This window comes from Niabella beijingensis (genome assembly GCF_020034665.1).
Classification (GTDB): Bacteria; Bacteroidota; Bacteroidia; order Chitinophagales; family Chitinophagaceae; genus Niabella; species Niabella beijingensis.
Genome location: NZ_JAIQDI010000001.1, coordinates 253,490 through 279,968, shown reverse-complemented (window position 1 = coordinate 279,968; position 26,479 = coordinate 253,490). Strand labels below are relative to the sequence as shown.

At 48.2% G+C, this 26,479-nt stretch carries 32 protein-coding genes; 13 read left to right on the top strand and 19 right to left on the bottom strand.

From position 1 onward, the window contains the following. Positions 1-93: 93 nt before the first annotated feature. The 6 genes from K7B07_RS01110 to K7B07_RS01085 form a co-directional block, all read right to left on the bottom strand. Positions 94-897: a DUF4382 domain-containing protein gene (locus K7B07_RS01110; protein ID WP_223706676.1), complete on the bottom strand. Its 804-nt coding sequence runs from the start codon at positions 895-897 to the stop codon at positions 94-96. 69 nt (positions 898-966) lie between these two features. Continuing rightward, a complete protein-coding gene (locus K7B07_RS01105; protein ID WP_223706675.1) occupies positions 967-2,289 on the bottom strand; it encodes a sensor histidine kinase in 1,323 nt (440 codons plus the stop codon). Further along, on the bottom strand, positions 2,286-2,966 hold the full coding sequence (locus K7B07_RS01100; protein WP_223706673.1) for a response regulator transcription factor: 681 nt from the start codon (positions 2,964-2,966) through the stop codon (positions 2,286-2,288). Before K7B07_RS01100 ends, K7B07_RS01105 begins: the two co-directional genes overlap by 4 nt. A gap of 11 nt (positions 2,967-2,977) precedes the next feature. Further along, on the bottom strand, positions 2,978-3,844 hold the full coding sequence (locus tag K7B07_RS01095; protein WP_223706671.1) for a hypothetical protein: 867 nt from the start codon (positions 3,842-3,844) through the stop codon (positions 2,978-2,980). Positions 3,845-3,858: 14 nt separating this feature from the next. Beyond that, positions 3,859-4,173 carry a hypothetical protein gene (locus K7B07_RS01090; RefSeq protein ID WP_223706669.1) on the bottom strand — a complete coding sequence of 105 codons (315 nt, stop codon included), beginning with the start codon at positions 4,171-4,173 and terminating at the stop codon, positions 3,859-3,861. A 226-nt stretch (positions 4,174-4,399) separates the two neighbouring features. After that, positions 4,400-5,728: a dicarboxylate/amino acid:cation symporter gene (locus tag K7B07_RS01085; protein WP_276225245.1), complete on the bottom strand. Its 1,329-nt coding sequence runs from the start codon at positions 5,726-5,728 to the stop codon at positions 4,400-4,402. A 332-nt stretch (positions 5,729-6,060) separates the two neighbouring features. Between K7B07_RS01085 and K7B07_RS01080 the strand changes: the two genes are divergently transcribed. Next, positions 6,061-6,639, top strand: coding sequence for a hypothetical protein (locus tag K7B07_RS01080; RefSeq protein WP_223706667.1), 579 nt, complete (start codon positions 6,061-6,063; stop codon positions 6,637-6,639). 99 nt (positions 6,640-6,738) lie between these two features. Here the strand turns inward: K7B07_RS01080 and K7B07_RS01075 are convergent, their stop codons facing one another. The 5 genes from K7B07_RS01075 to K7B07_RS01055 all read right to left on the bottom strand — a co-directional run bounded on the left by K7B07_RS01075 (position 6,739) and on the right by K7B07_RS01055 (position 10,126). Further along, complete coding sequence (locus tag K7B07_RS01075; RefSeq protein WP_223706665.1) at positions 6,739-7,500, bottom strand: MerR family transcriptional regulator; 762 nt, start codon at positions 7,498-7,500, stop codon at positions 6,739-6,741. Between the two features lie 99 nt (positions 7,501-7,599). Next, on the bottom strand, positions 7,600-7,950 hold the full coding sequence (locus K7B07_RS01070) for a DUF5615 family PIN-like protein (RefSeq protein WP_223706663.1): 351 nt from the start codon (positions 7,948-7,950) through the stop codon (positions 7,600-7,602). Continuing rightward, positions 7,947-8,177, bottom strand: coding sequence for a DUF433 domain-containing protein (locus tag K7B07_RS01065; protein WP_223706662.1), 231 nt, complete (start codon positions 8,175-8,177; stop codon positions 7,947-7,949). Before K7B07_RS01065 ends, K7B07_RS01070 begins: the two co-directional genes overlap by 4 nt. A 205-nt stretch (positions 8,178-8,382) precedes the next feature. Beyond that, positions 8,383-9,786 (bottom strand): dihydrolipoyl dehydrogenase, encoded by a 1,404-nt coding sequence (lpdA, locus tag K7B07_RS01060; protein ID WP_223706660.1) that lies wholly within the window; start codon positions 9,784-9,786, stop codon positions 8,383-8,385. 19 nt (positions 9,787-9,805) lie between these two features. Further along, entirely contained in the window at positions 9,806-10,126 is a 321-nt protein-coding gene (locus tag K7B07_RS01055; RefSeq protein WP_223706658.1) for a hypothetical protein, read from the bottom strand. 189 nt (positions 10,127-10,315) lie between these two features. On the opposite strand from K7B07_RS01055, the gene rpmB reads away from it, so the two are divergent. From rpmB to ftsY, 4 genes are all read left to right on the top strand, one after another. Then, positions 10,316-10,552, top strand: a complete 237-nt coding sequence (gene rpmB / locus K7B07_RS01050) for a 50S ribosomal protein L28 (RefSeq protein WP_223706656.1) — start codon at positions 10,316-10,318, stop codon at positions 10,550-10,552. Between the two features lie 25 nt (positions 10,553-10,577). After that, the gene (gene rpmG / locus K7B07_RS01045) at positions 10,578-10,766 is read left to right on the top strand and encodes a 50S ribosomal protein L33 (RefSeq protein ID WP_114788943.1); all 189 of its coding nucleotides are present in this window, start codon (positions 10,578-10,580) and stop codon (positions 10,764-10,766) included. Positions 10,767-10,854: 88 nt separating this feature from the next. Continuing rightward, positions 10,855-11,028, top strand: coding sequence for a DUF4295 domain-containing protein (locus K7B07_RS01040; RefSeq protein ID WP_018628658.1), 174 nt, complete (start codon positions 10,855-10,857; stop codon positions 11,026-11,028). A gap of 143 nt (positions 11,029-11,171) precedes the next feature. Further along, complete coding sequence (gene ftsY / locus K7B07_RS01035; protein ID WP_223706655.1) at positions 11,172-12,134, top strand: signal recognition particle-docking protein FtsY; 963 nt, start codon at positions 11,172-11,174, stop codon at positions 12,132-12,134. A gap of 304 nt (positions 12,135-12,438) precedes the next feature. Here ftsY and K7B07_RS01030 read toward each other — a convergent pair whose 3' ends face one another. From K7B07_RS01030 to K7B07_RS01010, 5 genes are all read right to left on the bottom strand, one after another. Further along, positions 12,439-13,032: a hypothetical protein gene (locus tag K7B07_RS01030; RefSeq protein WP_223706653.1), complete on the bottom strand. Its 594-nt coding sequence runs from the start codon at positions 13,030-13,032 to the stop codon at positions 12,439-12,441. Beyond that, positions 13,019-13,621 (bottom strand): hypothetical protein, encoded by a 603-nt coding sequence (locus K7B07_RS01025; protein ID WP_223706651.1) that lies wholly within the window; start codon positions 13,619-13,621, stop codon positions 13,019-13,021. Before K7B07_RS01025 ends, K7B07_RS01030 begins: the two co-directional genes overlap by 14 nt. Before the next feature lie 182 nt (positions 13,622-13,803). Then, the gene (locus K7B07_RS01020) at positions 13,804-14,316 is read right to left on the bottom strand and encodes an outer membrane beta-barrel protein (RefSeq protein WP_223706649.1); all 513 of its coding nucleotides are present in this window, start codon (positions 14,314-14,316) and stop codon (positions 13,804-13,806) included. Positions 14,317-14,431: 115 nt separating this feature from the next. After that, entirely contained in the window at positions 14,432-15,091 is a 660-nt protein-coding gene (locus K7B07_RS01015) for a hypothetical protein (RefSeq protein WP_223706647.1), read from the bottom strand. Between the two features lie 91 nt (positions 15,092-15,182). Continuing rightward, positions 15,183-17,810: a valine--tRNA ligase gene (locus K7B07_RS01010; protein WP_223706645.1), complete on the bottom strand. Its 2,628-nt coding sequence runs from the start codon at positions 17,808-17,810 to the stop codon at positions 15,183-15,185. Positions 17,811-18,233: 423 nt separating this feature from the next. On the opposite strand from K7B07_RS01010, the gene K7B07_RS01005 reads away from it, so the two are divergent. Together K7B07_RS01005 and K7B07_RS01000 are read left to right on the top strand one after the other, a co-directional pair. Beyond that, positions 18,234-18,863 carry a DUF4240 domain-containing protein gene (locus K7B07_RS01005; RefSeq protein WP_223706643.1) on the top strand — a complete coding sequence of 210 codons (630 nt, stop codon included), beginning with the start codon at positions 18,234-18,236 and terminating at the stop codon, positions 18,861-18,863. Between the two features lie 31 nt (positions 18,864-18,894). Further along, the gene (locus tag K7B07_RS01000) at positions 18,895-19,446 is read left to right on the top strand and encodes an RNA 2'-phosphotransferase (RefSeq protein ID WP_223706642.1); all 552 of its coding nucleotides are present in this window, start codon (positions 18,895-18,897) and stop codon (positions 19,444-19,446) included. A gap of 84 nt (positions 19,447-19,530) precedes the next feature. Here the strand turns inward: K7B07_RS01000 and K7B07_RS00995 are convergent, their stop codons facing one another. Then, complete coding sequence (locus K7B07_RS00995; RefSeq protein ID WP_223706640.1) at positions 19,531-20,313, bottom strand: NIPSNAP family protein; 783 nt, start codon at positions 20,311-20,313, stop codon at positions 19,531-19,533. Between the two features lie 574 nt (positions 20,314-20,887). On the opposite strand from K7B07_RS00995, the gene K7B07_RS00990 reads away from it, so the two are divergent. Then, positions 20,888-21,364, top strand: coding sequence for a hypothetical protein (locus K7B07_RS00990; RefSeq protein ID WP_223706639.1), 477 nt, complete (start codon positions 20,888-20,890; stop codon positions 21,362-21,364). 4 nt (positions 21,365-21,368) lie between these two features. Then, entirely contained in the window at positions 21,369-21,860 is a 492-nt protein-coding gene (locus K7B07_RS00985; protein WP_223706638.1) for a hypothetical protein, read from the top strand. Between the two features lie 4 nt (positions 21,861-21,864). Here the strand turns inward: K7B07_RS00985 and K7B07_RS00980 are convergent, their stop codons facing one another. Both K7B07_RS00980 and K7B07_RS00975 read right to left on the bottom strand, forming a co-directional pair. After that, entirely contained in the window at positions 21,865-22,029 is a 165-nt protein-coding gene (locus K7B07_RS00980; RefSeq protein WP_223706636.1) for a hypothetical protein, read from the bottom strand. Next, positions 22,026-22,556 (bottom strand): helix-turn-helix domain-containing protein, encoded by a 531-nt coding sequence (locus K7B07_RS00975; RefSeq protein ID WP_223706634.1) that lies wholly within the window; start codon positions 22,554-22,556, stop codon positions 22,026-22,028. Before K7B07_RS00975 ends, K7B07_RS00980 begins: the two co-directional genes overlap by 4 nt. A 184-nt stretch (positions 22,557-22,740) precedes the next feature. On the opposite strand from K7B07_RS00975, the gene K7B07_RS00970 reads away from it, so the two are divergent. From K7B07_RS00970 to K7B07_RS00955, 4 genes are all read left to right on the top strand, one after another. Further along, on the top strand, positions 22,741-23,379 hold the full coding sequence (locus tag K7B07_RS00970) for a TPM domain-containing protein (RefSeq protein WP_223706632.1): 639 nt from the start codon (positions 22,741-22,743) through the stop codon (positions 23,377-23,379). 43 nt (positions 23,380-23,422) lie between these two features. Then, a complete protein-coding gene (gene map, locus K7B07_RS00965; RefSeq protein WP_223706630.1) occupies positions 23,423-24,211 on the top strand; it encodes a type I methionyl aminopeptidase in 789 nt (262 codons plus the stop codon). Positions 24,212-25,394: 1,183 nt separating this feature from the next. Continuing rightward, on the top strand, positions 25,395-25,673 hold the full coding sequence (locus tag K7B07_RS00960) for a DUF2318 domain-containing protein (RefSeq protein WP_223706629.1): 279 nt from the start codon (positions 25,395-25,397) through the stop codon (positions 25,671-25,673). Positions 25,674-25,703: 30 nt separating this feature from the next. Further along, positions 25,704-26,423, top strand: a complete 720-nt coding sequence (locus K7B07_RS00955; RefSeq protein WP_223706627.1) for a CFI-box-CTERM domain-containing protein — start codon at positions 25,704-25,706, stop codon at positions 26,421-26,423. Positions 26,424-26,479: the final 56 nt, after the last annotated feature.

Below are 26,479 nucleotides of genomic sequence, written 5' to 3'. Positions count from 1 at the left end.
ATTCGCTATAATGCAGCAGGGATCTGTACTGGTTATCAATAAAAAACCATCCCGACAAAGCGGGATGGTTGGGTTGACACAATGCGAGCACTGTTATTTTGTGAGGGTAATGGTCCCCACATCCGTCACTTTGCCGAATACCACATTAATATTGTTGATAAGCGTGTCGCGGTACATGCTGGCGCTGTCTGCATCGATGCCGAGCGAATAGGCACCGTCCGCCAATCCCACAAAATGGAAGAACCCATCGGGTGCCGGGATTGCGCTTCCTACGGTATCGGTTCCTTTCAGTGCATACAGCCAGGGTTTCGCTTCCAGGGGTTTTACATAACCTCTGAACTGTCCGTTGGTTTCTTCGCTGAAGGCTTTTACCACGGGTTTCAGCATATACTTGCCGCTTTTGCCTGCTTCATGTACCGAGCGTGCGGCATCAAAATCCAACCAGATCTTGTACACGCCATCGGGAGCCAGTTCTTTATGAAAATTGATCTTATACCCGCTGGTGGAACCGGAAGGTACCGTTAATGCGTGGTCCACTCCATCGATAACCACTTTGTTATTGTCGCCCAGTACCAGGCGGATCTGCTCAATTTTTCCGGCAGGTAATGTCAGGGGGTCACCCATTGCCACCACAGTACCATTCCGGTAATCCAGGATATTGACCGGGGTATTGAATTTGGGATCCAGCGGATAGTCTATCCATCCCGCATCACCGGTACTGTTGTTGATGGAAACACTTTTCACATCCAGGAAAACAGCATCATAGGTAGCCGGGGCATCGGTAAGCATCATCTGTACTTTTGCCTGTCCGTTTGAATTGTTGTTATTTTCGTTTTTTGAACAGGAGGCGCTGCCCAATAAAGCAACTGCTCCCATAGTAAGGAATAAGAATTTCATTGTAGCGGATTTTATATTGCTGTACGAAACTAAAACCCGATTATGAAGGGAAAATGAAAACGGTATGCCTTATTTAGTAAGATGTGTTGAAGAGAAATGCAGCTCAAACCGCGATCCCCGGCCTTTTTCAGAGGTTACGGTAATGCTGATACGCTGATAATCAGCGATAGACTTTACAATTGATAGCCCCAGCCCGAAACCTTCCCGCTCCGTAGTGCTTTTTTTGAAGCGGTCGAAGATTCCTTCCTGTTGATGTGGGTCGATCCCGATACCTGTGTCTTCAACGTATAAACGGTAATCCTGCGGAGTCTGTTCGTCGCTGATGATGATACTTCCGTTTGTTGTATTGTACCGGATCGCGTTATGGATGAGGTTGTAAAACAACTGAAAAAGCAGGTCCCTGTTCACATGGTGAAGCGTTACGATGCTGCTGATCCGCTCTTCCACGGTCAGGTCTTTTTCATCGGCCCGGTGCTGCAGTTCTTCCAACACTTCGCGGATCATGGGTTTTACGGCTACCGTATCATTGCGGTTGTATTGTTCGTTCTCGATCCGGGAGATCAGGAGTAATGCGTTCACGATCTTTTTCAGCCGTTTCATAATGCGCATGGTCTCCTCCAGTTTTAACACCGTGCCGGCAGGAAGCCCGGGGTCCGTCAGGATGTTTTCGATCTTGCTTTGCATGATGCTGATAGGCGTCATGAGCTCGTGGGAGGCATTGGAAGTAAATTCTTTTTCCTTTTCAAAGGCATGATTCACCTGCTGCATCAGCCGGGAGATGGCCTGGTCCAGATATTTAAAATCATAGGTGGAGGTGATCAGGGTGCGTTGCCGTTCGCGGAACGGGAAGCTTTTTTTGATCAGCCGGCTGCGGATAATGAATCCGAGCGGCTTTAACAGGTAGCGGGTGTAAAACAGCTGGATCAGTGCCATGATCAGCGTTAACCCGATCAATACACCGGCAGTAGCCCGTTGCAGGGCAACGCTGTCTTCTTCAATGGAGGTGATCTTCTTACCGATCTCCAGCAGGTAGGTATGCTGTTCGGTAGTGAAGGTATCGATGAGTATCCGGTAGTTGATCGTGTCACCATCAATAATACGTTCTGCGGTCTGCAGCCGGGTCAGGTCCGACGAGCGGTTAAAAGGTTCCAGTGAGATGTATTCATCCTTAAGCATGGAATAACTGCCGTATGCCGAGTCGCCCTGGAAATAATAATCGATCCCATTCTTTTTAATGGCGCTCAATGCTTTTATCCGCTGCTGGTCGAGGTTTTTATTGGTATTGCCTGATGCGATCTTTTGCATGAGGAAAGGCAGCTGCCACACAAAAAGCCCCAGCACCACAATGGTGGCGGCAGCGGCAAACAGGGTGAGCTTGGTATGCAGCCTCATTTGTCTGTTTTTATTTTATAGCCCACACCGCGTACGGTTTCCAGCCAGTCGGTATCGGCATAGGCATTGAGTTTCTTTCGAATGTTCTTGATGTGCACATCGATATAGTTGGAATCGTATTCGTCATCGGCATTATCGCCCCACAGGTGATCGCTGAGCTGCATGCGCGAGAGCGGCCGGTTCTTGTGCAGCAGCAGGTAGTTCAGCAGGTCAAATTCCTTACGGGAAAGCGGTATGGCCGTTTCCCGGTAATGAACGGTACGGTTTTTAATATGGATGGTAAAAGCGCCCAGTTCCAGCGACTGATCATTTAATTTGAATTTCCTGCGGATGATCGCCTGCATCCGGGATTGAAGCTCCAGCAGTGAGAATGGTTTTGCCAGGTAGTCATCGGCGCCCATATCCAGCCCTTTTATACGGTCTTCCACTTCCCCGCGTGCGGTGAGCATAATGATGGCCGTTTCGGTATGGTCTTTCCGGAGCTCTTCCAGCAGCCAGAAACCATCCCGGTCCGGCAAACCAATATCCAGTAAAATAAAATCAAAGCTGCCGGTATCCGTCCGGTGTAATGCGTCCTTTGCCGTATGCGCTGTCTCGCAAAGAAAATGATTCTTTTGAAGCGCGGCTTCAATTTCTGTTGCCAGGGATTGTTCATCTTCTACGATCAGTACGCGCATGTAACGGTTTTTTAAAACTGGTAATAAGCACTTAAAGTGAAAAAACTATTTACCGTGCCTTCATTGACAGCGTTATTGCCCAGTAACGACAATTTTAATGCCGCTTCTACAAGATAGGAGGCGCGGTTATAGGACACCGGTAGCTTGAGGTTATAAGAAAGCAATCCGTATTTTTTATAATCAATGGTTGTTTCGATGGTTTGCCCGGGCGGCAGCGGCTTATTCCCGTTTCCGTTCCCGTTGGCTTTTCCGTTTCCCTTTCCCGGGTGTTCTTTTTCTACCAGGTAGGTTTCATAATATTGCTGGGTGCCGGCTGTTACCGCCAGCTCCGGTGTGAAGTTAAGAATGGCCCTTCCGCCGGAAAGATTAAAATCAAAGGATTTGGAATTGGAAAGCGTGGTAAAGTAATCCGTTTGTTCGCCAAAGGCCAGATCTGCATCCAGTGCGGTTTTCAGGAAGTATTCGTATCCCAGTGAGGCACTTGCCATGTTGGGACTGGAGGCCTGCAGGAAGGGTGATTTTGAAGGGAAAAAGGTATGCGTAAAGCTGATATCGCCGGTTAACCTGGGAGAGATCCTGAACCCGTAGCCCAGGCTTAGTGCGGAGGCGGATAAAAACAAGCTGTCGGAGAACAGGTGAAAGCCGGTAGCTGAAAGATAAAGACCGGCAGGGATCCGCACGGTTGCATTTAATGCAAGATAGGGAAGGTGTTGCTCTGTCGTCTGGCCATAGTAATCAATGCCTGTACCATAAAGTGCGGCAACCGTGAGCGTTGTTTTTTCCTTTACGGTATCGGCCTGCTGTACGTCGCTGCTATCCTGGGCAAACAGCCGGACTGCACCCGTACAATATAGTAAAACAAGAAATAATTTTTTCACAATACCCGTTTCTTTTATCGGCCCAATCCTTTCCCGTTAATTTTGGGTTTAATGATCTTTATCGGCTTCATTTTAAGTCCAGGAGGAGCTACCATTTTGGGCTTCGCCTGATTTTTCGCTTTAGGCACTTCCTTAATAGGTTTACCCTTTGGAACATTCTGGGCAGCCGTATTTTTGTCACGGGCCGGAACGTCCTTTTTCTGTGGGGGAATGGTATCGGCAGCCATTACCCGTTCTTTCTCTTCTCTGATGCGGTGGGATGCGCCTGTTGCGGTATGAGCCCACAGCGTACCCCCCAGTAAAAACAGATAAAGAAAAAAGACTTTCATAACAGAAAAAATATCAGATAGCGGTTAAGCTATCTGATAAAGGTACTGATTAAAAAGAAATCGGGCCGTCGGATCCCGTTATCGTAGGGTACGGATTTTGGTTGTTCCTTTATTGACAACAGGATACTTTCTTTGCTTGTGAAATTTATTCTATCACAAACATAGCTGCCGATTATGAAGATTTGATGAAATCCGGGAGATAATCACGGTTGCCCGGTGATAATGGCTAATGAGCCGGCGGCTGTTGTAATGCTGACGCGGGCGGCTGGGGCTGGTCCAGCGCAGCAGCCAGCTGTTCTTTGTCCAGCTGCTTTTCCCAGTTCGCCACTACTATTGTTGCCACTCCGTTGCCTACCAGGTTCGTAAGCGCGCGGCATTCCGACATAAAACGGTCGATGCCCAGGATCAGCGTCATGCCGGCAATGGGTACCTCCGGTACAATGGCCAGTGTGGCGGCCAGGGTGATAAAACCGGCACCGGATACACCTGCTGCGCCTTTGGAGCTAAGCATGGCCACCAGCAGCAGCAGCACCTGTTGCTCCCAGGTTAAAGGAATATTACAGGCCTGTGCGATGAAGAGGGCGGCCAGTGTCATATAAATATTGGTACCATCCAGATTAAAGGAATAACCGGTAGGGATAACGAGCCCCACCACCGGTTTGGCACAGCCGGCCTTTTCCAGTTTCTGCATCAGTGTGGGCAGTGCCGCTTCGGAGGAACTGGTGCCCAGTACCAGCAACAGCTCGTCTTTTATATACCGTATGAATTTAAAAATGGAAAAACCATTGTAGCGGGCCACAGCACCAAGCACAAGGATCACAAATAATGCGGAAGTGAGATAGAACGTACCTACCAGCATACCCAGGTTGATAATGGAGCGGATGCCATACTCGCCGATGGTAAAGGCCATAGCACCGAGCGCCCCAACGGGTGCCAGCTTCATCAGTATCTCCACTACCTTGAAAACAGGATAGGTAACGGCCTTTAAAAAATCGGTCACCATCTTGCTTTTCTCAGCGGTGAGCGCCAGGCCTACTCCAAATAAAATAGCGGCGAATAATACCTGTAATATATTATTGCCGGAAAGCGGACTGACCAATGTCTGCGGGATGATGTCAAAAATAAAATGCTCCAGGGTCTGTTCCTTTGCCTGCGACACATACTTGGCTATAGCGCTGGCATCAAGGGTGCGGTGGTCGGCATTCATTCCTGCACCGGGGCGCACGGTATTGCTTACAATAAGCCCGATGATCAGCGCAAGCGTGGAAAAAGTGATAAAATAGAGAAAAGCTTTTCCGGCCACACGGCCTACTTTTTTAAGATCGTTCATCCCGGCAATGCCTGTACTTACTGTAAGGAAAATGACCGGCGCAATGATCATCTTGATCAGCATGATAAAACCATCCCCCAGGGGCTTCAGTTTTTTACCGGTCTCCGGTGCAAAATGTCCTAAAGTGATACCGATCACAATCGCAACGATCACCTGGAAATAGAGTACCTGGTACAGCTTCTTTTTTTTCACCGGCTTTTGCTGGTCGAGATCCGCAATCATCATTCTTTTTTTATACAACAAGATAAATAAAATTGAAATGGGAACCGGTAATTTTTGAAAACGAACAAATGCTTGTTATAAAAAACAGCAACCATAAGATGTTAAATTTTATACGCTTTTTTTATAACCGGCCTTTGCTTGATTTACAACCAGGTGCATGGGAACAACGTCTTTAACGGGTAGTACAGCAGGATGGCCGGTAAAAAACTGGTATTGTTTTTTCTTTAGGCTAGATTGACAGAACGTGTTCAAATAAAAATTAATCAGTATTTAGTTCTCTTGAAAACCTGTCAGACTTTTTATTGTTATTAATGGTGGATATAAATCTTATAAATATGAAAAAGGTAATTTTAGCAGCAGCGATGGGCGTACTGTCCGTTAGCTTTGTTCAGGCGCAAAGTATGAAGAACACCCTTAAAATTGGTGTAATGGGAGGCGTAGCAGTGCCTAATGAAAATGCTGCAGCAAATGCAGGAGTGGATGTGTCGTATCAGAACCTGATCACACCACATGTGGGACTTGGTATCGCTACCGGTTACAATCATTTTTTTGGTAAGGACAATGACCTCGGTAACACCACACTTCAAAACAATAGTTTTGGTGTAGTGCCCGTGGCTGCACTGGTCCGCTACTATCCGCAGGCAAAAGGTATTTATGTAGGTACCGACCTGGGATACGGTTTTATCACCGGCGATGAAAAAGTGGCCAGCAACAGCGGGGTGAACCGTCCGGACGGAGGTTTTTATTTAAAGCCTGAAGTGGGCTGGCACAACCGCAACTGGAATGTGTTTGCGCACTACACAAAAGTATTTACCGGTGATGACGGCAAGATCAACATCGGCAATGCTACCCAAAAATACAATGCAGGGAGCATTGGGGTAGGAGTGGCCTACAATATTGGTTTAGGTAGATAGTTTGGTTTTAAGACACCGGTTCAACCGGAAAAAGCAGGCGGAGTATTCCGCCTGTTTTTTTATTGCATGCTGTGTCACAGATGATTGCCATTGGCCGCATCAGCTTTTCAGCTGTGTATCTGCAAAATGGATCATCGCTGCATTCATAAACGCCGCAAATTCCGGATCGGTGGTGCCGTTTACGGTAGTGTACCGGGTATCTGCAACATAGAGACCACCCAATCCTTTATAGGCTGCTGCGATGTTGTCCGTTTTGCCCCAGAATTTTAAAATGCAGTCGTAGTGCTGCTGCACCAGTTGCTGCACCTGCGGACTTTTCGGATCTTCTTTCTTCAGCGCTGCCAGTTGCTCGTTCACGCTTTTAAAAGTTTGCTGCAAGGTATCAAAGCCGGCCCTGCTCATTTTCAGGAGCATTTTTTCGGAATGCTTTACCTGGTCCGGCCATTTTTCAAGCGCTTCTCTGCGCCATTGCTGTGCCTGCTCCTTTGGCAGACCGGCATATAATTCTTCGTGTGTCATGTTGATTTGTCCTTTTAGATTTAAAATGGTTTTGTCAATGGTCTCCATCATTTTTGAAAGCTGCTGCTGTTTTTGCTGCAAGGCCTTTTTATGACCCGTAAGCGCTTCCACCAGGTCAAAATCCGGCGCATCCAGTAATGCAGCTATTTGGGCAAGTGATAATCCCAGCTCTTTATAAAAGAGGATCTGCTGCAGTCGCAGCAACTCCGCTTTGCCGTAATAACGGTATTTTTTTTCTGTGCGGAGGGCGGGCTTCAGCAGCCCGGTACAGTCGTATACGTGTAACGTGCGCACCGTTACACCTGCGGCCTTTGCCAGTTCTTTTACAGAGAGATGTTTCATAAAAAATGATTGAACCCATGTTTCAAATGCAAAACTATTCCATGACCTAAGGTAAGGGTCAAATTTTTTTCCGACTTTTTTTTGAGAGAAAGGAAATATTTAAAATTTTCTGATGCGGATGGCATCCTTTTGTATGACGGTGAAGGCGTTTGGTAATTGATCCTGGTACTTTTCCGTTAATGAGCACACGATGGCTGCCCGCTCCTGTGTTGTACAACCTTCCAATCTTAACAGGAGTACACCACTGTGCACCTGGTTGAGGCGAAATACCAGTTCTCCAAAGTCTTTGTCTCTTGTAATAAGGATTCTTTTTTCCTTTGTGGCAATTTGCAATAACGTTTTATCATCAAGCGACCTTATTTCCTCGATGACATAATATACATCAAAATTTAGCCCACGCAAACAATTTACGATACTTCGGTCAACGCCTTCGTCTGCTAAAAATTTCATACCGCTATAGGATAGATTCGTTCGGTCTTCAGTGCTTCGGCCGCAAAAAGCAACGCAGCGGAGATAGCATCCCTAGTTATTCTTGGATAAGAATCAAGGATATTATCAACAGACTCGCCCGAACCAAGTGACTCCAGGATCATCTCAACAGTGACCCGGGTGCCTTTAATCACTGGCTTACCCATCATAATCTCAGGTCGGATTTCTATATAAGAAGCGATGTCCATCACGTTTGTATTTGTTCTTCAAATTTACGACCTTCTCCAGTAATTATCAAAACCATCCATTTATTACCCGGTGCTGCACTGTTGTTTGCCCAGTTTTGCACTGCCGCACAAGAGTGCGACGCAAGACAGCTGATAGCAGCACTACAGTTTGGTCCATAAAAAAAGTCCCGCCAGCGGGCGGGACCATAAAACCCATCTTTTAATATTATAAGTGAATGGCTTCACCATAGGCCACCTCAATAGCGTCTTTTACGCTTTCGCTGATGGTGGGGTGCGGGTGAATGCTGTTCAGTACTTCATGATAAGTTGTTTCCAGCTTGCGGCCCACAACGGTTTCCGCTATGATCTCGGTAACATTATACCCGATCATGTGGGTGCCCAGCCATTCGCCGTATTTGGCATCGAAGATCACTTTTACAAAACCTTCGGTATGTCCGGCAGCGCTTGCTTTTCCGCTGGCGCTCAAGGGGAACTTGCCCACTTTAACCTCGTAGCCGGCGTCTTTCGCCTGCTTTTCGGTAAAGCCCACGCTGGCTATTTCCGGATAGCAATAGGTACAACCCGGTACGTTGCCGTAATCCAGGGCTTCCGGCTGATGGTTGTATTTCTTTTCTCCAAAGGCGATGTTGTCCACGCAGATGATGCCTTCTTTTGAAGCCACGTGCGCCAGTGCCTGTCCGGGAACACAATCCCCGATGGCATAAACACCATCTACATTGGTCTTATAGTATTTGTCTACGGCGATCTTTCCTTTATCGGTCTTTACCCCCAGGGTCTCCAGTCCGATGCCTTCAATATTGGCGGCTACGCCCACAGCGCTCAGCAGCACATCCGCTTCAAGGATGGCTTCGCCGGTGGCGGTTTTCACTTTTGCTTTTACGCCGTTGCCGGAAGTGTCCACAGAAGTTACTTCGCTGCTGGTCATAACGGTAATGCCCTGCTTTTTGAGGTTCTTTTCCAGTTCTTTTGAAATATCCTCATCTTCCACGGGAACAATGCGGGGCAAAAATTCAACGATGGTCACCTTTGTACCCAGGCTGTTGTAGAAATAGCCGAATTCCACGCCGATGGCGCCGCTTCCTACCACAATGATGCTTTTGGGCTGCTGGGGCAGTACCATGGCCTCGCGGTAGCCGATGATCTTTTTACCATCCTGTTTCAGGGCGGGCAATTCGCGGCTGCGGCCACCGGTTGCCAGGATGATGTGCTTTCCTTCCACCAGGGTGGTCTTTCCGTCGGCTCCCTTTACTTCTACCTGGCCCTTGGCTTTTAAGGTGCCGAATCCCAGGATCACATCAATTTTATTTTTCTTCATCAGGAACTGTACGCCCTTGCTCATTTTATCGGCCACGCCGCGGCTGCGTTTTACGATAGCTTCAAAATTGGGTGTTCCGGACGCCTCAATGCCATATTCCTGTGCATGCTGAATATCGTTAAAAACCTGTGCGCTTTTCAATAAGGCTTTGGTGGGGATACATCCCCAGTTCAGGCAGATCCCTCCCAGGCTTTCCTTTTCAATAATTGCGGTCTTTAAACCCAGCTGGGAGGCGCGTATAGCGGCTACATATCCGCCCGGGCCACTACCTACAACTACTACGTCATATGCCATAAAATGTACTGTTTAAAAATTAAATAAGATTTGATCGTGAGATTGCGAATTTAGTTGAATTACGGTAACGGGCAAAATGCCGTTTCATCCAAATACGCAATCGTTTTTTATAAAGCCAACCACCAGTGATACAACAATTAAGGAGCTGCTTTGTTGCTGTACGGCGATAGTGTTTTTTAAACAGCGTTGCTTGCTGAGGACAACAGCCCGGCAGGAGGAACGCTGCGGGAACAGCGCTCCGGGAATCTGCGGTTTTTAAACTTTTCACTTTATTAATCAAGGCGGAAGAAGACTGCAGCAACAGGAAGTTGAGTGTGTTTTTTAAACGGTTGATAGTCAATATCGTAAAAAGTTTTTAATTGTCATTTTTCCCGTTATGTATTACTTTTGCGGCAGCAACGGGGAATGGAGGGGTGGTGAAAGCAGGAGGAGAAATCCGGAAACGGAAGTTTTTTAAAAAATAATTGGCGTTTTGTTATAAAATGCCGTGCGGAATACTTACCTTTGCACTCCTAAATTTTTATTCATTATGGCAAGAGTATGTCAGGTTACAGGTAAAACCCCAATTGGAGGCCACAAGGTTTCTCACTCCAATATTAAGACAAAGCGCCGTTTTTTGCCTAATTTGCAAAAGAAGAAATTTTACCTGGTAGAAGAGGACAAATGGATCACCTTGAAGCTATCTACAGATGCCATCCGTACCATCAACAAAAATGGTCTGTATGCTGTAGTAAAGCAATTGCGTGCTAAAGGCGAAAAAATATAACTAAAGCAGTTTAAAGCATTATACAATGGCGAAGAAAGCAAAAGGAAACAGGGTACAGGTAATTCTGGAATGCACAGAGCACAAGACCAGCGGTCAGCCCGGCACCAGCCGTTACATTACTGTAAAAAATAAAAAGAACAACCCTGAGCGTTTGGAATTGAAGAAATTCAATCCGATCCTGAAGAAAGTAACAGTTCACAAAGAAATTAAATAAAGTTGAAAATTTGAAAGTGTACCAATTTGAAAATGAGGTGCATTTATTTTCAAATCTTCAAACTATCACATTTTCAAATTAATATAAAATGGCAAAAGCAGCTTCAAAGAACGCGAAGGTTAAAGATGCTAAAGCAGCAGCAGAGTCTAAAAACTGGACAAAGGTGATCCGTGCGATCCGCAGCCCCAAAACAGGTGCCTATACCTTTAAGGAGCAGATCGTGCACAAGGAGAAAGTTAAAGATTTCCTGGCTCAGAAATAAGTTCCTGCTTTCATTACAATATTAAAAGCTGTTCGTTTTTTAAACGGATGGCTTTTGTTTTTTTAATGTTTGGATTTGATGTTTGACGTCTCTGCTTTTGGCCGTAACTTCAAACTTTGAACCTTAAACCTCAAACAAACAGAATGAGTTTTTTTGGAAAATTATTTGGGAAGAAGGAAAAGGAGTCGCTGGATCAGGGTTTGCAAAAGACCAAGGAAGGCTTTCTTTCAAAAATAGGTAAGGCCATTGCAGGGAAAAGCACGGTTGATGAAGAAGTACTGGACAACCTGGAAGAAGCATTGGTTAGTGCCGATGTAGGCATCGAAACCACCGTGCGCATTATAGAGCGCATTGAACAGCGGGTGGCAAAGGACAAGTACATGGGCGCCGGTGAACTGAACCGGATCCTCCAGGAAGAAATTGAAGGCGTACTGGTGGAAGCACCTTCCGGAGCCAGCTATACCTTCGACAGTGAACTGCCAGCCAAACCGTATATCATTCTGGTAGTGGGCGTGAATGGTGTGGGAAAAACGACGACCATTGGCAAGCTTGCTTATAATTTTAAAAAGGCCGGCAAGAACGTATTGCTGGGTGCTGCGGATACCTTCCGTGCGGCGGCGGTGGACCAGCTTACCATATGGAGCGAGCGTGTGGGTGTGCCGATCGTAAAGCAGGGAATGGGCAGCGATCCTGCGGCTGTGGCTTTTGATACCGCGCAAAGCGCGGTGAGCCGGGGCAGTGATGTGGTGATCATTGATACCGCCGGCCGTTTGCATAATAAGGCGCACCTGATGGATGAGCTGAACAAGATCAAACGGGTGATCCAGAAATTTATACCTTCAGCTCCGCAGGAAGTGCTGCTGGTACTGGATGGCTCTACCGGACAGAATGCGCTGGAACAGGCCAAGCATTTTACCGCAGCTACGGATGTAACAGCCCTGGCCATTACCAAGCTGGATGGTACGGCGAAAGGTGGAGTGGTACTGGCGATCGCCGATCAGTTTAAAATACCAGTGAAATTCATCGGCGTGGGCGAAAAAATGGAAGACCTGCTGGTGTTTGATAAGCACGAGTTTGTGGATAGCTTGTTTAGTCTGGATAAATAAAGGAATGCCTCAAAGACCCGGAGGGATAAAAACCTTGGTGTTTCTTAGTGTCTTAGCGCCTTAGTGGCAATGAAAACCACGAAGACTCCAGGGCTCAAAGAGGCACAAAGATTTCATACAGTTATCGTAAGGATTTTTTTCTCACAGACTACACAGACAGGCACAGATATATTATTAGCGAATGATCTTCTGCGTGGATCCGCGAAATCTGTGAGCAACTTTTCAAAAAACTTTAAAGAGGCACAAAGAGGGAAGATAAAAGCCTTGGTGTTTCTTAGTGACTTAGCGCCTTAGTGTCAAAAAACTACCTACCATTAATTTGCTCCTTAACTGCTGCTATCAGCGGTTTGTTTTTCAGTTTCTGAAGTTCCGGAATACCGATATGTGTGATCAGCAATACTTCATTGGGAGTGGTGGTAAAATAGCAGGCGATGGGCGCCTCTGTTTTTGCCAGTTTCCGCACATATCCTTCTCCGGCAGTATCCATACGGGTAATTAGCTGCTGCAACGCCGCTGTATTCTCCGTTTTGATGAGGTAATACATAGTCTTTAAAGAATCACGACCCGCATTATTGAGCAGGGCTGTGCCCTCATAAATGGTTGTTTCCAGTTGTTTCCCTTTATAGGCGGGATCGACCAGCTGCAGAGAGGAAGTGATAAAGTCGATATCTGATTGGCAATTTTTTTCAGTAGTGGCGCAGTTGGTTATTGCGTTGTTCTTAAAAGTAACCGCGTTGTATTGCTGCACCTTTTCAAGGTGAATGCGCGTGGTATCTTCCTGGGTTGCCACGGGTGCCGGGTACTTTTTATTTTCCGCTGTTTTATCGGCGCAGGCATAGAGCCGGGTAATGGCTACAAGCGCCAGCAGGGTTAATGTAGAATTCCTAAAATTCGCCATAAAATGCTGATTTAATATCCGGAGGGGCAGCATAATCGACCTGAACATATAACTGACCCGCTTTAACAAGACCCTGTATGGCCTCATCAGAATTTTTTGCAGTACTGCCCGAAAGTGTTTGAATATCGGATTTGAACTTGTCGAATCCGCCAATGATCTCGACGCAGCCTGCGGCACCCCAGCCGGATTCAGTCAGGGAACTCGGACCTGCATGCACCAGGAAGGAACCATCTATCTGGATGCCTCCGTCATAAGGAGAAGGCGTATTCTGTACCTTGTAATTGGGGTTGTAATAGGTAACCTTTTTGCGGGCTACCTTATGTTTACCGGAGTTGACCCACCCTTTTTGTTTGTAATGTGTACTTGGGTCCTTGGGGTCGTTCCAGTAGGGCATAAAACGCAGGGCTTTCCATCTTCGGGTCACTTTTTTACCTGTGCTGTCTGTACTTTCAATATCCACATAATAAACAGGGATCTTATAGATCTCGGTCTTCCCGTTATTGTCGAAGTCACTGTCGGGATACGACCGTCCCAGGTAGGTATCGCCGGTTGTCTGGCTGGTAACGATTATATTTACTGTACGGGGCATTTTTCAAAAATATAGCATCAAATCTAATGAATTTTTTAAATGCTGCAAACTCGTCTGATCAACAGTAGCTATCATTTTTTAAAAATTAATATCGGATGCCTGGTTTATAACCGCTCATCCCGGGAAAGGGCGCGGTCTGCCGTCAAAAGAGCAAATTGGGCAGTTGTCAACTGCCCAATTGATCAGAAATTCCATCCGGCCCTGAAGCCGATAAAACTTTTGGTGCCATCCTTCATCCATGCCTCGTATTTGGCCTGGAAATCAAAGCCCAGCACCCGGAGCCCTACACCCGGCGACAGGATAAAGGCAGAGCCGTCGTAATGTTTACCGGCGTAATTAGCCGCACCCCCTTCCAGTTTTACGTATAGCAGGGGAATCAGGCGGTATTTCAGGCCCACCCTTACAGGCACGGCCTTAAGATCGTATACCCGGTAAGGGTTGCCGGCTTCGTCCCGGCGGTCGCTTCCGCGGAAATACATATAGCCGACGGACCCGGTAAGGGCCAGTTTTTTGATCAGTTTGATGTCGGCCGTACCGCCTACACCCACGCCCCAGTTAAAATTATCGCCAAACTCTCCCTGGGTGATGGCGTATTCCCCGTACGGGCCAATGCTAAAACCTTTCCATTGCGCCTGAACGGCGGAAGATCCACTGAAAATAACCAGCGCAACCAATAAAAAACGGAGTTTATTCATGAATAGAGGGTTTATTTTGGATAAGAATAATGTGCAGTTCTACCAGCAATTATTATACCTTATTTAAAAAACTTTGTATAAGTGTTTGATCCGCAGGGTAAAGTTAGGGAAGATATCACTGTGAAACGGCAAGTTTGAGTAGTTTTTCAAAGCTGGTCAATAATCGTTTCTGCTCGGTTAAAGCCACCGGAGCGGTTGCTGCATTACTACGCAGCCGGACCAGCCGGCTGTTTTTAAAATAGCCACGGGTTTCTGTTATGGTTGCCTTTTTCAGGTCAAAAGCTTCCGTATCACCATTTTCTTTCATAGCTGTTGAATCGTAATACATGGGTCTGTTATAGTGGTAAGTACGCTCCAGCACGAATGAAAGTTGTGCATTTAGCAGATAATATTGTGTTAGCTGCTGATACATTTCTCCAAAGTGGCGGACAATGATCTTTTCCAGAGTTCCGTTCAGATAATAAAATGCGGCTACACCGCCTTCGGTGCTTTCCCAAAGATCTCTTTTAACAACAGCAGTCCAGGTGGTGATGGCATTGATCCTGCGGAAATTTTCCCGTATGGGTTTCAATTGCTCCTGCCGGTTAGCCGGGATGGTGTCTGTGAATACGGTTTTGCTGCTGATCGTATCGGGAATTAATGAAGGTGTCTGAACCGTGGTGCTATCGGCATGGGCACTGGTGATACCTGCACGCTTTTCCTTTGCAGGGGCAGCACTGCAGCCGTTCAGCGCGGCACCGATCAGCAGCAGGCCATATACCGGTTTGTTTTTCATCTTTCTTCTGTTATAAAGTTAGGGAATACCGGCTGTATTGATAAAAAGCACCGGCCAGTGACCGGTGCTTTTTTATAAAAGGAATAACTGATTACAGCTGTGCCAGGCTTTCCCCGATCGCTTTTATCTTTTCCTCTGCATCCGCTTTTTTACGGCGTTCCACCTCCACTACTTCCGGTTTGGCATTTTGCACAAAACGCTCATTGCTGAGTTTCTTCTCCACCGATGCCAGGAAGCCCTGCAGGTAGGCCAGGTCTTTTTCCAGCTGCTCTTTCTGGATGCTCGTGTCCAGCTCCGTAGCCGGGAGGATGAACAGCTTGTCCTTACCCACCAGCACGTTGATGCATTTATCAACCGCTTCTGTGGTAATGGCAACGGACTCCACATTCGCCTGGCGCTCCAGGATCGGGGCCAGACTGGTATAGCTGTCCGGCTGGGTGGTCTGTACAAACAGTTTCACCGGTTCCTTACTCTTAATATTATTCTTCACCCTTGCATCACGGATGGCGGTAATGGTCTGCTTCAGCAGCTCGCCCAGCGCCAGTATGCTGTTGTCTGTAGCCTGTGTGGGCGCATATTGTTTTACAGAAAGATCATCGCTTTGCTCGCGGAGCAGGTGATAGATCTCTTCGGTAATGAACGGCATGTAGGGGTGCAGCAATTGCAGCAGCTCTTCAAAAAACTCAATGGTAGCCTGCAATTTAGCATTACTGGTAGGCTGACCCTGTGCGGGCTTCTGCCATTCCAGGTACCAGGAGCAGAAATCGTCCCAGATCAGGGAATACAGGGTTTTCAGCCCTTCGCTGATACGGAACTCTTTGAACAGGTTTTCCATTTCGGCCTTGGCCTGCTCAATGCGGTTACGCATCCAGGCGGCCGCAATATCCGGTTCGTTACCGGTGGTTTCGGTAATACCATTGGGATTGTTCTGCCACATGCGCACCAGCTTCAGCGCATTCCAGATCTTGTTATTAAAGTTGCGGCCCTGTTCCAGCGAGCTTTCGTCAAACAACAGGTCGTTCCCCGCCGGGGCGGAGATCATGATGCCAAAACGCACCGCGTCTGCTCCATAAGTATCAATCAGCTTCAGCAGGTCCGGCGAATTGCCCAGCTGCTTGCTCATTTTGCGCCCCAGCTTATCCCGCACCATGCCGGTAAAGTAGACGTCTTTAAAGGGGATCTCTTTTTCATATTCCAGTCCGGCCATAACCATCCGTGCCACCCAGAAGAAGATGATATCCTGTCCGGTCACCAGCACCGAAGTAGGGTAGTAGTACCGGATATCGGCATTGCCGGGATCGGTAATACCGTGGAATACTTCGCTGGGCCAGAGCCAGGAGGAGAACCAGGTATCGAGCACATCGCTGTCCTGCGACAGCTCCTCCATTTTGAGGTTCGGGTTTTGAGCATTGAATTTTTCAAACGCCGCTTCTTTGCTTTCTGCCACTACAAAAGTGCCATCCGGTGCATACCAGGCCGGTATCTGCTGGCCCCACCACAGCTGGCGGCTGATGCACCAGTCCTTCACGTTCTCCAGCCAGTATTTATACGTAGCCAGGAAACGGTCGCCGGGATGTATTTTGATATCGCCTTCCACCACCGCTTTTAAGGCCGGTTCGGCCAGCTCCTTCATTTTTACAAACCACTGGGTAGAGATGCGGGGTTCTACCACCGCGTTGCTGCGCTGGGAAAAACCGTTCTTGTTAACAATGTCCTCCGTTTTTACCAGGTTGCCCGCTTTTTCCAGGTCTGCCACAATTTTCTTCCGCACTTCAAAGCGGTCTTCACCTACATATAATTGTGCGGCCTCGCTCAGGGTACCGTCTTCGTTCAGTGTATCGATCACTTCCAGGTGGTGTTTCAGTCCCAGGTTATAGTCGTTGATATCATGCGCCGGGGTGATCTTGAGGGCACCGGTACCAAATTCCATATCCACGTACTCATCAAAAATAATGGGGATGCGGCGGTTTACCAGCGGCACAAAGGCATAGGCCCCCTTCAGGTGCTGGTACCGCTCATCATTGGGATTTACACAGATGGCAGTATCGCCCAGGATGGTTTCCGGGCGGGTGGTGGCAATGGTAATAAAGCCTTCCTGTCCATCCAGCTGGTACTGCACATAATACAGCTTGCTGTTTACCTCGCGGTATTCCACTTCCTCATCGCTGAGGGCGGTCTTGGCAGCCGGGTCCCAGTTGATCATGCGGGCCCCGCGGTAGATCAGTCCTTTATTATAGAGGTCTGTAAATACTTTGATAACAGCCTTGTAATAATGGTCGTCCATGGTAAAGTTCACCCGGTTCCAGTCTACGCTGCAACCCAGCCGTTCGATCTGGTTATAGATGATGCCGCCGTATTTTTCTTTCCATTCAAAAGCGTATTCCAGGAATTCCTCGCGCGTCAGGCTGTTCTTATCAATGCCTTTTTCCTCCTTCAGCATCTGCACCACTTTGGCCTCCGTGGCAATGGACGCGTGGTCGCTGCCGGGCACCCAGCAGGCGTTAAAGCCGCTCATGCGGGCGCGGCGCACCAGTATGTCCTGCACGGTCTCATTGAGGGTGTGCCCCATGTGCAACACACCGGTAACATTGGGGGGCGGGATGACCACGGTATAGGCCGGGCGTTCATCCGGGGTGCTGTTAAAATACCCTTTTTCCTTCCAATGCCCCGTCCACCGGGTCTCAATAGCTGCTGGCTCAAAATTCTTTGTTAATTCCATAAGGCGGCAAATTTACTGCATTTTTTGCATCGAAGTAAATGTTGGGGGCGGAAGGTTTTGGAGGGCTGTGGATGCTGTGGGACCGGTGCGGCCTCTTGTGACCGGTGCCTGTGCGCAGAGGCTAACGTTCGAAGGGATAGGTGGTAACCCGTCCTGCGGGTCGTGCAGATCCCCCCAAATGCAATAACCCGCTGCCGGATTTTCTTCCGTTGTCAAAAAGACTTATTTTAGCGAAGTATTAATGTATGGCACCGTACCGGAAATAAAAAACGACTGCTAAATATGAACAAGACAGATCCGCAAACTTCCCAAAGTGCGATTTATAACATCTTTACCCGGGCGTGGTCCTATAATAACTGTAGGAGGGCGGTTATGATAGTGGTGCTCGTAACATCGGGTTGTGCAAATTCTAATAATACAAATATGAAAAATAAGTCATCTGAAGAAAAAACAGCTATTGAACAACAAGCGCAAAAACCGGTATCTTTTGATACTACGCAATTGGTAAAGACGGCAGAAATGCTGGATGAAGACCTGTATTGGTCCATCATAGATAAATCATTAAAAAGTACTACGGATCAGGAAGATCAGGAGCAATACCTGATAAAGGAGATCGGTAAATTAACACCCAGGCAGATGATCGGTTTTCGCCTGCGGACGGATAAGCTGCTTTATGATACCTATACTTCTGAAATGTGGTGTGCCGGCTATATTATGAACGGCGGATGCTCAGATGACGGGTTTGAATACTTTAGAAACTGGGTCATTTCAAGAGGAAAGGATATATATCTTAAGGCAAAGCAAAATCCGGATAATCTGATCACCCAGGCTACTCAGGATGCAGAATACTACGAATTTGAAAGCTTTTGGTATGTAGCGCTTGAGGCGTTCAGGCAAAAAACAGGTAAAAATTTGTATGACTATATCGATAACGATCATTTCAAAACCAAAGAGGGGAATTACCCGCACTTCGAGTTTACATGGAAAGAGGAAGATCCGGAAAGTATGAAGAAGATCTGCCCGCGGCTTTTCGAAAAATTTTCGCATAACTGATAATAAATGTGCCGGGGGCGCATACAATACAATGAACAGGAGCAATGAAAAACAACTTTTAACGATCAGCAAGTTTCTAAGTCTTGTATTAAGACATAAGCCGGAAACAATAGGCATCCGGCTAGATGAAAATGGCTGGGCAGATGTTGAGGTGCTCATTGAAAAAGCCGGTATTTACGGTGTCTCTTTTGATAAGGAAATTCTAAAAGAAGTTGTTACAACCAATTCCAAAAACCGGTTTGCTTTTAATGAGACCATGGACAAAATAAGGGCAAGCCAGGGGCATTCCGTAGCAATTGATCTGGGCTATAGCAATCAAAAACCGCCGGAAATTTTATATCATGGCACGGGCGAAAAATCAGTTCCTTCCATTTTGAGCACCGGCCTTGAAAAACGCGGACGGCAACACGTGCATTTAAGCAATGACAGGGAAACTGCAATTAAGGTAGGGGAGCGGCATGGCAGGCCTTTTGTATTTAAAGTGCTTGCCGGGCAAATGTATGATGACGGTTTTATATTTTATCTTTCAGACAATGGCGTTTGGCTAACGGATAACGTTCCTGCTAAATATTTACTACAATAGGAATGTGCACCTGCCGCCGGCACGGCCAGGGATCTAAGTTGATTACGGAGCCCGGATGCCCGCCGTTTTGTAAGCCAGCAGGCACTACACCTGGGAGTAAGTTGCAGGCACCAAAAAGGTATTGATGATCTTAGAGATCGTATTGGCATACCGGGTGTCTCCAATAAGCCGTTTCCATTCCGGGTCGGCCACAAAGGCGCCCCATCCTTTGTCGCGCTCCTCCATGTTATTGCAGGTAAGCAGGTAGGTAATGCGGGGCAGCTTATCGCCCGCAATCACTTCTCCAAAAAATACCGGGTTCAGTTTTGCCCGTTTAAAAATGTCAAACTCCCCGTCGTGGAACATCTCCACCTTCCTTCTTACCGCATCCTCACTATACCCTTCATAGGTCCTTAATTCAAAGATCCGGGGGGCGCCCGGCGGCACCGCTATTACCGGCCAGCCATCAAAGGCCGTCATCAGGGAAGCGGTAAAGCGGCTGTACACCGGTTTATCCGCCGGAATGCTGTTATACGCAGCGCTGTTCTTAATATAATCAGCGTCCGCCTTTACCTTTGTGTTTACAGCAACATAGCTGTCCATAGAAGCATAGGGGATCAGTACATAAAATTTAGCAGGCTCTGTTTCCTTCCAGTCCTTAAAAACGCCTACTGTTTTTACACCATACTTGTTCAGTGCCGGTATCAGCGCCGTTTTAAAATATTGTTCCAGTTGCCCCTTATCCACTCCAAAGCGCATTTCATATACGCGCCATTCATACACTTCCTTTTGTGCAGCGGGCCGCTCACCGGCTGCTGCGGGGGTACCCATTGCTGCCATACCAGCGGTAGCAGCCAGCGAGGCGTGGAGGAATTTCCTGCGTTTCATCCGTTTGTTTTTTTAAGTTTTTAATGGTCTGGCAAAGCTTCGCAAACAATCAGTTCCCCTTGTAAGAAAAAGTATCCCGCTACGGTTCATCTTAATTGTTTTAGCCTTTGTTCGGTTCATATCCGGTATATAGGCAGTACCTAAAAATAGAACATCTTTCCGGTATAATTAAAAAAAGTAATGCAGGCATCCGGTTTTTAGCCGGGCAGTAGAGCCCGGTACTTCCCGGTCAGGGAGCCGCTCATCCAGGCGGTGGTAGTTATTTTTATTACCCCGGCCCGGTGCACAGGGCAGCTTCGTTGTGTCACTCACTTGTGCTGTAGTGCAGGGGGCAGCTGTTTGTTTGCTGTGTGGGACATGGGCGATTGGTGGGACCTTTGGCCATCCATCAGGCAGCCCTGCCCGAAGGCCCGGCTGGCCCCGGCGCAGCGTAGCGCACACACCTGTCGCGTAAGTCCTGCAAGTCCCACCAAAGCTAATCCCTGCCCCCCAGGTCTCCCGTTCCCACCCATGCAGCAGCCCCTGCCGGATTTATCAGAAAAATGTACTTTAGCAGGAAAACAAAACCAGGCGGATGAATAATAGCACCTATGTACCTCAAACCGAAGCGGAGCTTGAAAGCTGGATGAAAGCGCATTGCTACCACTTTAACAATTACGCTGTTAATGGCAGCGCTATTACTGAAGGCTGCGGCATTGAACGGTTTGGGAGCCTTTTTATCTGGTATTACACAGAACGCGGACAGCAAACCAGGCTGAAATATTTTTACACGGAGCGTGAAATTGTTGAATATGCCTTCAGCCAGATAAAAGCAGATAAATGGGCCAGGGCACACTGCATCGGCTTTACGGAAAATGAGGCCGAAAAAAAAGAGCTTGCGGCCCTTCTTACCAACAGGAGCATTGAATTTTTTCAGGATGCAATTCCTTATTACGGACCCGGCAGGCCGGTATACAGAACATTTGTAACGGGATGTGCTATAAAGGAAGTTGCGCCGTTAAAAAGCAGGTATTATAAACAAATAAACAATAATCCCCAAGAGCATCAGTAATTATATGGAGCACTATTATCTGCATAAAGCCGTTTGGACAGAGAAAGATTATCAACAAATGGGCTGGCACGACAGCACGATCTATGGCTGGATTTTTAAGCCCACTGAAAACGGGTTTTCTTCCGATATTGTTTTTGATATGGATTATATTTTTCAGTGGGTAGATCCTGATGCGCCAAAGCGGAATTTTTCATTTTGGGTAGCTCCCTGCAGCCTCGTTTTTAAAAATACGTTTTCATTAACCATAAATATCGACAGGCGGGGAGGTACCACAGATATGCTGGAAGTAGCAGATCTGTACCTGGTAGATAAGGTGGAGGAAGAGGTGAATAAATGGATGTACGAGTGGACCATCGACCTGCAGGAAGGGCAGATCAATTTTAAATCAACCGGCTTTGACCAGGTTGTACGGCAGCAGCCCGTTTTTACAGATGCGCAATGCCTCACATTGGAGCAGCGAAAAGGGATCAGTTTTGATCTTACACCCTGTATGTAGCTTTTTAAATATAAGGCCCCGCACGCACACTGCCGGGCCGCAGCAGGGGTGAGGGGAATGGATCCGGGGTGTACCGGGCGGCCGTGTATTGCAGCTCCTGCCCACCTTTACAGGCATGGTACCCGACCAAAAAGTCCGCACCCATCTGCGGCTCACCCTTCCGCATCATTCCTGTTTTAAAAAGCTGCGGGCATTCAATGCCGCCCCTTCCAGCGCCTTGCAGGCGGACAGTTTATACGCCACCAATGCCTGCCGCGCCGGGGCGCACCGCTCCAGTTCATCCATCAGCTTCGCCTCCATGTATAGTAAGGCTGTTTTTTGCAGCGATCCGGGCAGTGCAGCCGGCAGTGTCAATTGTATCAGCGTCATCTTTTGCTGCAGCTGTTGGTAGCGCTGCCGCATTGTATCCAGCAGGCGGGTGGTGCGGGCCGCTTCCAGCGCCGCACGGCGTGCCTTGTCGTTCAGTTGCTTTTCAGCCCTGGAAAGTTGTACTGCCTGGCGCTGCTGCAAGGCCGCCGGTTGCCGTGCTTTTTGGGCAGACAAAAGCTGCACCTGCAATTCCCCCAGCTTAATGCCCGCCGCAACAGGCAGCTGGCGCCGACCGCTTTCATACATCGCCAGCACACCACGGGTAACGCCTATCAATGCAGCCAGCTCCTCCTGGGTAAGCCCCCATTGTTTTCTAAAGTTTTTCATATCAGTAAGTTATTGCTGCTATAAAAATAATCGTTATTGTAGCAAACCCGCCTGTTACACTGTTAAATGTCATCGCAAACTTTGTAACAGATCTGTTACAGTATTTTATGTTATAAAATAATTTGTAACAATATTTTTTGTAACATAAAAAGCGCAGGCAAGCCGCCGCTCCGGGGGGCATACAATGTCAGTTCAGCAAAAAAAAATAAATGGAACTACATGTACCACCTGCTGCTACCGCATGCGCCATCTGGTAATCATCCTATCATTTTGTATCCTGTTTGCAGGCAGCGCCGCCAGCCAGGTCCGTCAATTGCCAAAGCCCGTAAGCGATAGCACAACAGATAACCTGCCAAAGCCGCCGGGCCGGGTAAGCGATTACGAGCAGGTGTTTACGCCGGTGCAGATCGGTCCGCTGTATTCCCTGATCCGCCGGTTCCGGGAAGCGACCACCAACGAAATAGCCGGTATCACCATCGACAGCAGCCGGGTAAAAAAAGAGGCTTTTAATGATTATACATTAGCCATTGCCCGCCAATGGGGCGTTGGAAATAAACAGTTGAACAATGGCATCCTCACCGGCTTCAGCACCGGGTACCGGAAAATACGGATCCGGAACGGATCTGGCATGGAGGCCAAACGCACCGATGGGGAAACCGCCGCGCTACTTAAAAAATACATCATCCCCCCTTTTAAAAAAGGCCATTATTTTGAGGGCATAAAAAGCGGACTGCTGGCTATAAGGGCAGCCATCCGGCAGGGGGTTAATGCCGGTTTGGGTTTTGCGCCCGGCAGCCAGCGTCAGCAAAAAATAAAAGGGTAAATTTGCAGTGGATCAGCCGCCTCCGCGGCACAAAAAAATAACTATGTCAATAACAAAAGAATCCGAGCTTACCGGTATGCAGCAGGCCGGCAAAGCCGTTGCCCATACCCTCAAACAGATGATGGAGCATGCCCGCCCCGGCATGAGTACAAAAGCGCTGGACGATTACGGGGCAGCCATCCTGGCCGGTTTGGGTGCCCGCCCTGCGCCGCGGCTTACCTATGGGTTCCCCGGCTGTGCCTGCATCAGCGTTAACAACGAGTTCTGCCACGGCATTCCTTCCCACAAGCGCCTCTTAAAAGAAGGCGACCTGGTAAATATTGATGTGTCTGCGGAGCTGAACGGCTTTTGGGCGGATAATGGCGCTTCCTTCGTCCTCGGCCGGGATCTGCACCGGCATCAGCAGCTGGTAGCCGCCTCCAAAGCCATATTAAAGCAGGCCATCAGCCACATTAAAGGCGGTGTAAAAATTGCGGACATCGGCCATCTTATGGAAACCGAAGCAAAAAAACAAGGCTTCATGGTCATTAAAAACCTCGGCGGCCACGGCATCGGCCGCAGCCTGCACGAGCAGCCGGAAGCATTGCTGAACTACCGGGACCGGTTTGATCAGCGGCGGTTTAAAAAGAACTCCGTGGTAGCCATCGAAACCTTTATTGCCACCGCCTCCACCTTTGCAACGGAGCTCGGCGATGGGTGGACGCTCGTGGGCAACAACGGCGGCTATATGGCCCAGCACGAGCATACGATAGTAGTAACCGGCGGCCACCCCGTTATCCTAACGGAAATGAACGGCATCTTTAATGAACACCCGTGCAGCTTCAATAATTAATCGTATTTTTTTTATTAGCCCGGCTTCAGTGCTTATGGCAGCTATCTTGCGTCGCACTCGTCAGCACCTCAATACAGGGCGGCTGGTGGTTTGTTGGGGGGACAAGGGCGACTGGTGGAACATTGCGGCTACCGGCTAAATGACTGCGTCCGATGGCCCGGTCGACCGGGCCTTGCAACGGGCCTTAGTCTGTGGTACACCAAGGGCCGGTCAGCCCAGGTGCAGGGTAGGGCACACACCTGTTGCGTAAGGCCTGCAAGTGCCACCAAAGCAGCACCTGCACAATCGTTTCAAAGGGCCATCGGCCTGGCAGCTGGTTACAACGCCGGAATTGATTCCGGGTGCTGTAGCCACGCTACGGAGCGGGGAGTGCCGTAGGCCCGCCCGCCTGCCCGAATGAATTCATTCAGGCGGGGATGACGCCGTCGGACGGGTACGGCCCATAGGCCCCCGTCTCCCGGCCCACCAATGCAAGCACCTGCACCAACCACATCAAAGGGCCATCGGCCCGGCAGCTAGTTATAACTTCGGAATTCATTCCGGCTGCCGTAGCCCTGCTACGGAGCGGGGGAGTGCCAGGGGTACGGCCCATATATCCCCCGGTCTCCCAGCTCCAACAATGCAAGTACCTGCACCACTCACCCCAAAGGGCCATCGGCCCGGCGCATAGTTAAAATGCCGGAATTGATTCCGGATGCCATAGCCCTGCTACGGAGCGGGGGAGTGCCGTAAGCACGGCTCATAAGGTTACCCACCTGTCCCACAAAGGCCACCATGTCCCACCAACGCAAGCCCCGGCACCCGCCACATCAAAGGGCCATCGGCCCGGCAAATAGTTATAATGCCGGAATTGATTCCGGCTGCCGTAGCCCTGCTACGGAGCGTGGAGTGCCATGGGCACGGCTCATATATCCCCCGGTCTCCCCGTCCCACCAATACAGCACCTGCACCAGTCACCTCAAAGGGCCATCGGCCCGGCAGGTAGTTACAACGCCGGAATTCATTCCGGATGCCGCAGCCACGCTATGGAGCGGAGAGTGCCGTAGGCTCGGCTCATAAGGTTACCCATCTGTCCCACAAAGGCTACCGTGTCCCACCAATGCTAACCCACACCGCCGGCCTCTTACGGTTTTCCGTAAAAATGTGCTGTTGCTGAGGGATACATTTGCACAAATATTTTTTTATGAAGAAAATAGCTTGCGAGTTATGCGGCAGCAATCAATTACTGAAGCAGGACGGTGTTTTTGTTTGCCAGAACTGTAATACAACGTATTCAGCCGAAGAAGCAAAAAAAATGATTATTGACGGAGTGGTGGAGGTGACGGGCAGGGTAGAAGTGGATAGTTCTGGTAAGCTAAGTAATTTATACCAGATTGCCCGGCGTGCAAAAAACGAGGAGAATGCCGAAAATGCGGTCCGGTATTATGATATGATACTTGTTGAAGACCCCGCCAGTTGGTAGGCTGCGTTCTATGTAGTTTACTTTAAGGCCGTGCAATGCAAAATTGCTTATATCCAATCTGCCGCAGTTTCTGTTAATAACTGTATAGATGCGGTATTTGGGCTTATTAAGGATAAGGTGGCCGAAGAAACGGAACAGGAGCAGGCCATTAAAGAAGTAGCTAACCGTGTCATAAATATTTCCAATATGCTTTTTAATGGCGCCACAAACCATTATTATGATACTGATTTTGAAATACGGCAAAACTACGTGCAGGAATATGTCAACAACGCTTTTGCATCCTTCAATACTGTTTATTATTTGGGTGATGTATTGAAGGGTGAGTTTGGCGATAAACAATATGCTTGCGAATTAGCTGCTGCGGCCTGGAAGGAAGGTGTTAGCATGCATAGCAGAATATTAAGTTTTTTAAATGATAAAGTGGGTAACAAGAATGAAATAATGAACTATGTAAATAAAATTCAAAAACAGGATCCTTCCTATCAGGCTCCTAAACTATCCACGGAGGCATCGGCCAGCTCAGGCTGCTATATTGCCACCGCGGTTTACGGCAGTTATAATAGCCCGCAGGTATGGGTGCTCCGCCGTTATCGCGATGGTACCCTGGCCAAAACCTGGTATGGCAGGGCATTTATCCGGCTCTATTACGCCACCAGCCCCACTATTGTAAAGTGGTTTGGTAATACCCAATGGTTTAACCGCATTTTTAAAAAACTGCTGGATGGGTTTATTGAAAAATTAAAAAAATAAGTATATTAGCAAAACAACCAATTGGAGAAAATTAATACTGCTAAAAAATAAATACC